An 8822-nucleotide genomic window follows, 5' to 3' on the forward strand; every position below is an offset into this window, starting at 1 on the left:
AGCTTGCCGTAGAGCTCCTGGCCGAGGCGCTGTGCAAACTCGCCGCAAACGTCGTCTTTTACGGCCACCATACCGGGGATTGCGGCCAGTCTCAACATGAGTTCGATTCCAAATTCGATGGGGCGCTGGCCAAGATAATTCGTGACGGCCATCACAGGGATTTCCCGTGCCACGGCCGTGTAGTGCTCGATAAGGGTCTCGAGGGTACAGGATTGGGCCCAGTCCGGCGGCAACACCATCACCACGTCTGCGCCAGCGTCGCGGGCATACCGTGCAAACTCGATTTCTTTGGGCACGGCCCACATGCGGTCTGCCGCTACCACGAGAGCCCTCCCGGCGGTGTGCCTGGCGACGACGCGGGTAACCTCGGCCACTTCCTCGTCCGTCAGCAGACTGTACAGACTATCGCCGTACGTGAGCAGCATCGCTGGGCTTCCCGCATCAATCGAGAAATCAACAATGACACGCAACGCGGAGAAATCAATGGCGCCATCCCTGGTAAATGGCGTTGAAATGGACGCGATAGGCCCCGTCAACGAAGCACGAATAGCTGCACGATCGCGATTCATCAGGCCTCTCCCCCGCCCTTCCGGCCGAGCATCCCCACAACGCTGCGCGGACTATTTCTCAAAAAGGCTCTCCGGCTCGAACATCGCCCGGCCTGAAACGGCGTTCCAGACCAGACTGAACACGTAACCCGAAACGGCGCTGGACAAGAGCCCGGCAGGGCCATACCACGACCAGAACACGTGCGTGCGATTGGCCACCCATGCCGTGAAACCCAGGCCGAGCAAAGTTCCGAGGAACACACCGACCTCATTGGCCCGTTTGGTCAGTACCCCGAGAAAAAACATGGCCACCAGAGGGCCGACAATGAGGCTGCTGATCTTTCCAATGATCTCGATAATGGTGCCCAACTGATCGACGTAGAGCGCCGCTATCGTGGCGGAGACGCCGAAGAAGACCGTCGCGCCGCGGCTCACCCACAGATAGTGGCGGTCACTCTTCCAATCGCGATGGAAAAAGCGCTTGTAGTAGTCCATCACGGCAACCGTTGCCAGAGAGTTCATTCCGGCGTCGAGACTCGACATGGTTGCCGCCATGATGCCCGCAATCACGAGTCCGCCGATACCGGCAGGCAGGCCGTTTACCACGAAGTGGGGCAGCACGCGGTCCATGGCCTTGGTCGGGTTCCCCGGGTCCAAGGCGAGCAGCGACTGCATCATGTCCGGATGCTTTGCGTAATAGGCGACCAGAAACGTCCCGACAAGAAACATGGGGACCACGACGGGGATAACGATGAGCGATTGCGCCACGGCGCTCTTCAGCGCCACGCTCATCGAGCGGGCGCTAAGGTACCGTTGCACGGTAACCTGGTCGGCCCCCGCCGCGGACATGTATGACACGAGGCCGCCGGCCATTACGCTCCAGAACGTGTATTCGGCCACAAGACGATAATCGAAGTCGAAGGTCCGCGTACGGCCCTGTTCCGCGGCGATGGCCCAAATGCCCGCGACATCGCCGTGGAAGTCAATAAGGATAACGGCGCCCGCGATAATCACGCCGCCGACCAGAATAAAGAACTGGACCACGTCACACCAGATCACGCCCTTGAACCCGCCCACTGCGGCGTAGAAGGTCGCAAACAGTCCCATCCCGAAGATGCATACGGTCATGTTGGCGTTTGCCACCACGGAAAGCGCCAAGGAGGGCACGAAAATGGCCGTGGCCAGCCATCCGCCGCGCATGGCCAGGAACAGCACGCTGGCCAGAACGCGCAAGAAAATGCCATAGCGGCGCTCCAGATACTCGTAGATCGTGAAGATCTGCATGCGGTAGAAGACCGTCACAATGATGGGCACGGTAACCAGGACCGCGATCGGAGTGGTGAAAACGACCAGCATGTACCGGAGATCTTTCTCGAACGCCAGCGCCGGGCTTCCCATGTACGTGATCGCACTGAGGTCGGTCGCAATGACCGAAAGAGCAATAGGCAGCCAGTGAAACGTGCGGCCACCGAGAAAGTAATCGCCGACATCCTTCTGGCCCCGTCCGAGCACGCTCCCCAGCGTCGCGATTCCAACCAGATAGGCCAGGAGCACCGCGGTGTCGATCCATGTGAACCCCTGCATGCGTGTATGGTCTCCTCTAACGTGCCGGCCTGTCGTGAGAATCAGTGCTGTTCAAGGCAATTCCTGCGTTTGAAATCGCGAACCGTCATGGCGCGGCGTCTGCCGCGTCCCCCACGTCTCCCCATCCCCCCGTGACCATCCCCGTAAATGTCAAGCCGCAAACGAAGGATGGCGCCCCCTCGCGCTGTCCTGCCTATTCTACTCTAACTCGTTCTCGGAATCACGGCGCATCCGCGTGACGCCATCGGGAAACCCGTCCATTTCAAAAACCTGCCTCGCTTGCTGTTTCCGGAATGCACCTCCAAAAGAAGCTATGCTCAACATCCTCACCCTGGCTGGCGCAGGGTGGCTGTTTCGGGCGCCAAGGACAGATAGCCATCCTGGCGTTTGACGCCCAGTTTCTGGTCCAGCGCAGCCGCAAGAGGGTCGGAACCTTCCATGCCCAGCCGCTGCCGGACCTCGCGGCGAAGCCACCAGAACCCCGAGTTCCAGGAATACAGGTGGTGCCCATGAGGGTGACCGTCCACCGTGCTGATGGATTCGTGAAACGCCGGCATGACCGCCAATTCCTTTTCGAGCCGCCACAACAGTTTTTCATCAATCCAGCCTGGGTCCATGCCGTGGATGAGGCCATCGAGGTACACACAGGCATCGTTGAGAAACCAGGAGCCGCCGAAGACGTACACGCCGCTGTGACCCTCCAGCAGGTCGCCGTTGGCCTTCGAAATAACGCGCATGCCGTAAGGGGATTGCACGCGCACGGTAGTTTCGATGTGGGTTTTCACATAGTCGTCCGGCAACAACTTCTCGCCGAACACCGCATACGTGAGGACTTCACCGTACAGGGCGTCCTGGCCGATATGTTCCTGCTGTTTGAGGCTGGTCGCCATATAGCCGCCTTCCGCGTTGAACATGCGGCAGTATCCTGCCTTGGCCTTCTCGATATCCTCGTCCGAGACGGGAAACCCCAGTTCGCGCGCTGCCATCAGTGCGCCACAGTGGAAACCCTGGTTTGACGAGGGAGCGTCATCATCGTCGTATGGCAGCAAATCGTGATAGGTCTTGAACGACGCCAATTCCGGTTTGAGGCGCGGAGGAACGAACAGCCCGTCCACTTCATGTTCGCGGATGAACCGGTAAGCGCGCCCGACCGTGCGCATGTCCAGGTCTCCGCCCGCGCGCTTCACCAAAGCGGCCCAGAGCAGATAGTACTGGGCGTTATCCTCGTAATGAATGCGCTCGTAGAAGATCGCGGCATGCGCAGCAGCATCGTAGACGGGATCGTCCAGACCTCTGCTCATGTAAAACCCGTCGGAAACCCACTGTTTCCAGCCGTAGCCCACGCCCGAAATGAACAGATAATCGCTTTCCGGGCGCAACAGATTCCGCCTGAGAAGCAGGTAAGACGTATTGCGAAGAATAGCTTCCAGACCGGACTGGTTGAACCCTTTTGCATTCGCCAGGGCGAGATGGGCCGCGAGCTGCACGTCATAAAGCGAATGGGCCGGTGAAGCGAAGAGCCAAGTCGTCCAGCACTGCGTTTCCCCTGCCTCGATGTGTTGCCAGCCGTCAAAGGACGCGCGATATACCGACGTCGCGTCCACCTCGCGCGGAATGGAGACTACGCGGCGCGGGCTTCCGTCGCCATTGCACAGGGAGAGGACGCGGTTGTCCGCATCAAACCCCATGAACGCGCGGTTCTCCCAATGGCCCGGAGTATCGCCAATAATCCCGTAAAGCCGCTCCCCCGCCAGACATCCGAGGAACGTGAAGGTCTGTAGGGCCCCTCCGCCGAACTCGGGGCCAGAACACCCCGGACTGTACTGGGCCGATGCGGTTTCCTTGCCCGTAAACGAATAGAAATCGCCGTCCACGGCCGCGTGCCAGCCGAAATCCAGGTAATAACGGGCATCGGCCTGAGCCGTTACGGTTACGGCCCGCTCAATGAGGTCGGGCGCAAGCACGCGAAACGACTCTTGAAACGCCAGCGCATCTGCCCCGCCGCCCGAGAGTTCCACCTTCCCTGCCTCTTGCCGCACATCCTGGTATTGGACCACGCGCTCGGCGGAACCCCCGGCAGTTGCCAGAACGGCCCTCATCGCCGGGACAGTGCCAAGCCCCTGAAAGACCACCCGTTCTCCATCTCGGATTTCGGCATAGTTGCCGCCCGCGCCGCTGATTGGAGCCACGGAAAGCGCCGCCATGGCAGAAAACGGCGCAAGAAACACAATCGCCGCAATCCCTATCGCTAAAGCTGCATTTTCCAACGCACAACTCCTTCTCTATTACCCATGGCATGAAACAGCGCCGTGCGCATCAGCACTTCCGTCAGTCACTTGTTCATACGAGCCCGGAGACTTTGGATAAGCGCTTGCCAATCGGCACTCGCGAGGGCTCCGGAACCGGATGCCGGCGCGAGTACGACCGTCGCGCGTGTCAAATCCGTTTCCCCCAGCGCTTCCGCCGCGGCAGGGCCGGCAACCCGAATCAGTTTCCGCCAGTTCGGGTATGCCGCCTCGGCGGGACTATTCTCAATTGGTCCGCCCCCGCATGCATCGACACAGGCGCCTAGGGAATCAAACGAATCGTCGGTCAACACGATAAAACCGGGATTATGTCTTCTTGCCTCGTCTCGCATGGCTTCCAAGGTCTTGAGGCCGCCCTCCCACGCCGCCCGGTCCGGCGTGGTTTGCGTGTTGGGGTTGAAATCGAGCGCTCTGCCAAAGAACCGAGCAACGTGTATGCCATCGGCGCCGATTGACGCTAAAGCCGCTGTCTGTTCCTCGAGGATACGCCGGTATTCGGGCACGCCGGGGTTCAGCACCACGCGGCGTTCGAAGCCAGCGAGGCTCTGCACGTGCGTGGTGGGCGGATTCCAACCGGGAACCGTCTCAAGGACGCCCCATCGGTCCACGCTGGCGTAATCCCGGAGTCGCTCATAGGACGGCCACAACGGCGACGCCGGCTCGAGTCCTATGGAAAGGATCGTCCGGGCCCCAAGTTTGCGGCACTGCTCGAGCACCGCCCGTAACGCTTCGTGTTGTGCAGGGTCCCCGGGTAAGAGGACAAGGGGTTCTCCTGCGTGCGCCGAAACGGGCCTCCAGTTTCTCAACAGGATACCGTCGAGACCCGCGTCTACGGCATGCTTAGCCAGTTCGGGCAGGCGGGACCAGTCGCGGCCATCGCATTCCAGCAGCATCGCGGGCTGTCCGGACGGCGTCTCGATGGGGGCAAGCAGCCCATGGAGGCGCGCCGCGGCCCGCCAGTCGCCCGTGTGGGCCTTGACGACGACCGGCGCCGCTTCGAACCTGGTGTGCGGCGGGCTATACGGCATGTGCACAAAGCTGACGCGCAAACCGGCGGGCAAATCGCCAAGTTCAGCGGGCGTGGGCCAGTTGCCGCCTGCCCGGGGTCCGCTGGTACCCGGAAACATCTCGATATGGATGACCTTGTATCGGGTAATGGGGTCGGCCGCACCCATGTAAAGGCCGCGGTCGATATCCTTGTGGTAGAAATCGAGCCACGCCATGCAAAGCTGGGCCGGGTAACCATAATGTTGCTCGGGCCCCATAATGCCCAGCCAGGACTGATTGGCGAAGTTCTGGAAAGGAAACGCGGACAGAGGGCCGCCTCGACCGGGTACGACCATGACGGTTTGCTTGGGCTCCACGAAGTATTCGGGAGAATTGGGAACGAGGCCGAGCGTTCCTCCTAACATGGGATAAAAAAGCTCTCCTATCTCGAGATCCGTACGGTTGTCGACTGCAAGCGCAAACGCGATGCGGTCCTCTACAAGCGATATTCGCATCGTTACATCCGCATCGTACTCACGGCGCAGGACGCTTGTCAGGGGGCCGCGCCAAATCAGCTCAAGCCCATCGTCCTGCCGTTTGGCTGAGCTCAGCGTTTGTTGCTCGCCCAGTACGTAATTCGCTTCCGTAGCTTGCCACGCGGCCTTTCCGCGAATGGGAAGGGTGAACTTGAAGTTTCCCGCCAATCGCGGTTCCCGAATGAAATCGATGCCGGCCTCTTTGTCCAGGATGCGCGTGATCACCCCATTTCGCCGCGAGACTTCAACGCGGTAAGAGTCATTCTCGATACGTATGCTGCGGGCTCGCGGGAATTCAGGAGACGGAAGCGGTTCAGGCCCGTTGCGCTGGGAGATACTATCGAGACAGATCATCGAATACGTGCCTTCCGGGGCATTGTCCACGACCTCGATGTAGACCTCTTTCCCCTTGTTGCCCTTCCCCCGCAGGAATTTCCGTGTGAACGTGGTTGTGTTGGGCGCATATGCGCGGTCAAGCTCGGTTCCGTCGGCGAGATTCAAGGTAACGTAGTTCCACCGGTCCGCTGTGCGGCCCTGAATGTCTGCCCATCCGGCGAGCCAGATTTCGACCCCGTCCCGCTCCAGCATAAACTTGCGAGAACGCAGCGTGCCCGTCGTGTTTTCGCCGCCCTGCCCGCTCCAGGCAAAAGCGTTGCCCTGCCATCCGCTGTACCATCCGCCCGCGGAATTGTCATCTATCCGCCAGTTGGCGTCGGCGGTCCATTTATCGAGGTTGCCGGACTCGAAATCCTCCATGGGGATTGGCTGAACGGGGCCGGGCATCTTCGAGGCAGTCGCGCATCCGATGAGTAATGTGAAACTGGCAATGAGTGCCCATTTCCTGCTCATTTCGCATCTCCCGATTGGGCAATCATCACCAATCGTTCCGGGGCTATTGTTATCGCCGCCGGCAATGTCAGAATCTGAGGAGCACGGCCCGGGGCATAGAGTGTGCAGGCTTTCCCGGCATCCCCGGCGAATTCCCGCATAAACACATCCGCCGGCTGAGAGCCGCTATTCGTGATGATGCACCCCCGATGACCGGCCGGGATGCTCCTGTAATTCTGCGCGGCCACACCGGATGGCAGCCCCTTCTCGAACAGAATCCCTTCCTCTGCCAGAATCTGCTCGCCGTAAAAAACGATGCCGGCCAGTTCATCCCGGATCTTCTTCACCTCGGCGATGTACTCGGAGAGGCCCTGCCACGTCGGATACGCCATCGAACGGTTGAAATGATGGGGCGAAATCATAATCACATGGCCGTTCCGCACAGCCTCATTCAGTGTGAAGTAATCATAGGGCTGATACAGTCCGACGGTCTCGGCCAGTTCCGGGAAAACCCGTTTCGCTGCCGTCATGTTGCCGGCCCACCAAGTCGCGGCCCCAAAAGACAGAAACCGGTCAAGGTTACACTCAAACGAGATGCAGAACTCCGGCCGAATAGCCTTGCATTGGTCGTGAATGTCTCTTGCCAGCCTGACAGCTCCTTCGTTCAGCGTGGTATCCGGCGGCATGGGCGCGCGAGGGTTGAAGTTCATGTTGCCGGGAAACGTCTTGTCGAGATGCAGCCCATCGGCGCCGATCTCCGCCAACTTCTTGAAATATGCGAGATGCCCGTCGTGCATGGCGGGAAACGAGGTATCGTAGAATCCCATCAGGGGCGTGGTGTGGCCCATTCGCGAAGCCAGGGTTCCCATACCCCATCCGGCGATCCAGTAGTCTGCCCCGTTGGAACTCTCCCAGCCGCAGTCCTTTAATTCGGTCTTGTACCACTCGGTATCGAGGTTTACGACCGTGATATTCGCGAAGAAGTACACGCTCACGCCCATGTCATGGCATTCAGCGATTGCGTGTTCGAGGTCTTCCCAGGTTCCAAGACGCGGGTCCGGCTCATAGTAGGGATAGCCGTTGTCGTGGCCGCCACGCTGCCATCCCGCGATTTGGAGCGACGTCACGCCGTACTTCAGACCGTCGCGGGCCAGTTGCGGGATCTCGTCAAACCGGTAGTTCACGTTGCCTTCGGGCAACATGATCATGATCATCTGGTAGAACCCTTGGCGGCGAATCCAATCATCGTCTTTCGTTTTCAGACCGAAGGTGTCGATGAACCAAGGGCGATAGAACTGCCTGCCGGCGGCCGCCCAGTCCCCGTCGTGAAACATCAGCACCACCGGCGCGCCCTCGAACCGCTGGCCCGGTTGCGTTAAAGGGAGGTGGCAGAGCCCCGCGAAGACTTCCGAATCCGTCCCGTTGCCCACTTCGAGAAACCGGAACAGCTTGTAGCGCGCAACGGTGTCATGCGCGCCGAAATACAGGCCCCGGCTGTGCGTGGCTGCCGCGAGATCCACGAATGACATGTTGTTGCCCGGATAACCTACGGCGTACTCGCCAAACGGCCTCACAAAAGCTTTGGAATCGTGCGGGGGCGGCATCAGCGCGACTTTCGCCGTGCCACCTCTGCCATCCATGCCGAGAATCCCGCCGAGCACGGGATACCACACCTCTTCGACGAGCTCGCTGGAGTCGTTCTGAAGAAAGCAGGCGGCCTCTAATCCGGCGGCCTTCAGCGACAGGCGCATCGCGACGTCGATGTTGTGGGGGTTCCCGGCTTCATCCACCAGGGGGCGTTTCCATTCCAGGGTCAAGGTCTGCCCGTCCCGCGACATGCCGCTGAGTCTCTGCTTATGCCCAAGCACGACATTTCGCGGGTCTGCGGCTGTCGGCACCAAGAGCCGGTAATTACCCGCAAGTTCTGGCGGAGGCACGAGTTCAAGCCCGCCGGTTTTATCCAGGAATCTCAAGAAAGCGCCGTGATCACGGCCTACCTCCAAGAGCACCGCGTCATTCTCGAGCCTCTGCAC

General features: G+C 60.2%; 5 protein-coding genes. All 5 read right to left on the reverse strand.

Annotation, left to right across the window (positions count from 1 at the left end; all coding sequences use genetic code 11):
* Positions 1 to 569: dihydrodipicolinate synthase family protein (locus PLJ71_05720; protein HQM48165.1), on the reverse strand; the 569-nt coding region annotated here is incomplete at its 3' end.
* Positions 570 to 620: 51 nt separating this feature from the next.
* Positions 621 to 2132, reverse strand: coding sequence for a sodium/solute symporter (locus tag PLJ71_05725; protein HQM48166.1), 1512 nt, complete (start codon positions 2130 to 2132; stop codon positions 621 to 623).
* A 326-nt stretch (positions 2133 to 2458) separates the two neighbouring features.
* Entirely contained in the window at positions 2459 to 4399 is a 1941-nt protein-coding gene (locus PLJ71_05730) for a hypothetical protein (protein HQM48167.1), read from the reverse strand.
* A 65-nt stretch (positions 4400 to 4464) separates the two neighbouring features.
* Complete coding sequence (locus PLJ71_05735; GenBank protein ID HQM48168.1) at positions 4465 to 6810, reverse strand: hypothetical protein; 2346 nt, start codon at positions 6808 to 6810, stop codon at positions 4465 to 4467.
* Positions 6807 to 8822: DUF6259 domain-containing protein (locus PLJ71_05740; protein ID HQM48169.1), on the reverse strand; the 2016-nt coding region annotated here is incomplete at its 5' end. The genes PLJ71_05740 and PLJ71_05735, both read right to left, overlap by 4 nt.

The sequence above is a fragment of the Candidatus Hydrogenedentota bacterium genome (assembly GCA_035416745.1).
Classification (GTDB): Bacteria; Hydrogenedentota; Hydrogenedentia; order Hydrogenedentales; family SLHB01; genus UBA2224.

What these genes read in the sequence shown, in the direction of transcription:
- PLJ71_05725 (HQM48166.1), bottom strand. Translation starts at nt 2,132, where the DNA reads ATGCAGGGGTTCACATGGATCGACACCGCGGTGCTCCTGGCCTATCTG.
- PLJ71_05735 (HQM48168.1), bottom strand. Translation starts at nt 6,810, where the DNA reads ATGAGCAGGAAATGGGCACTCATTGCCAGTTTCACATTACTCATCGGA.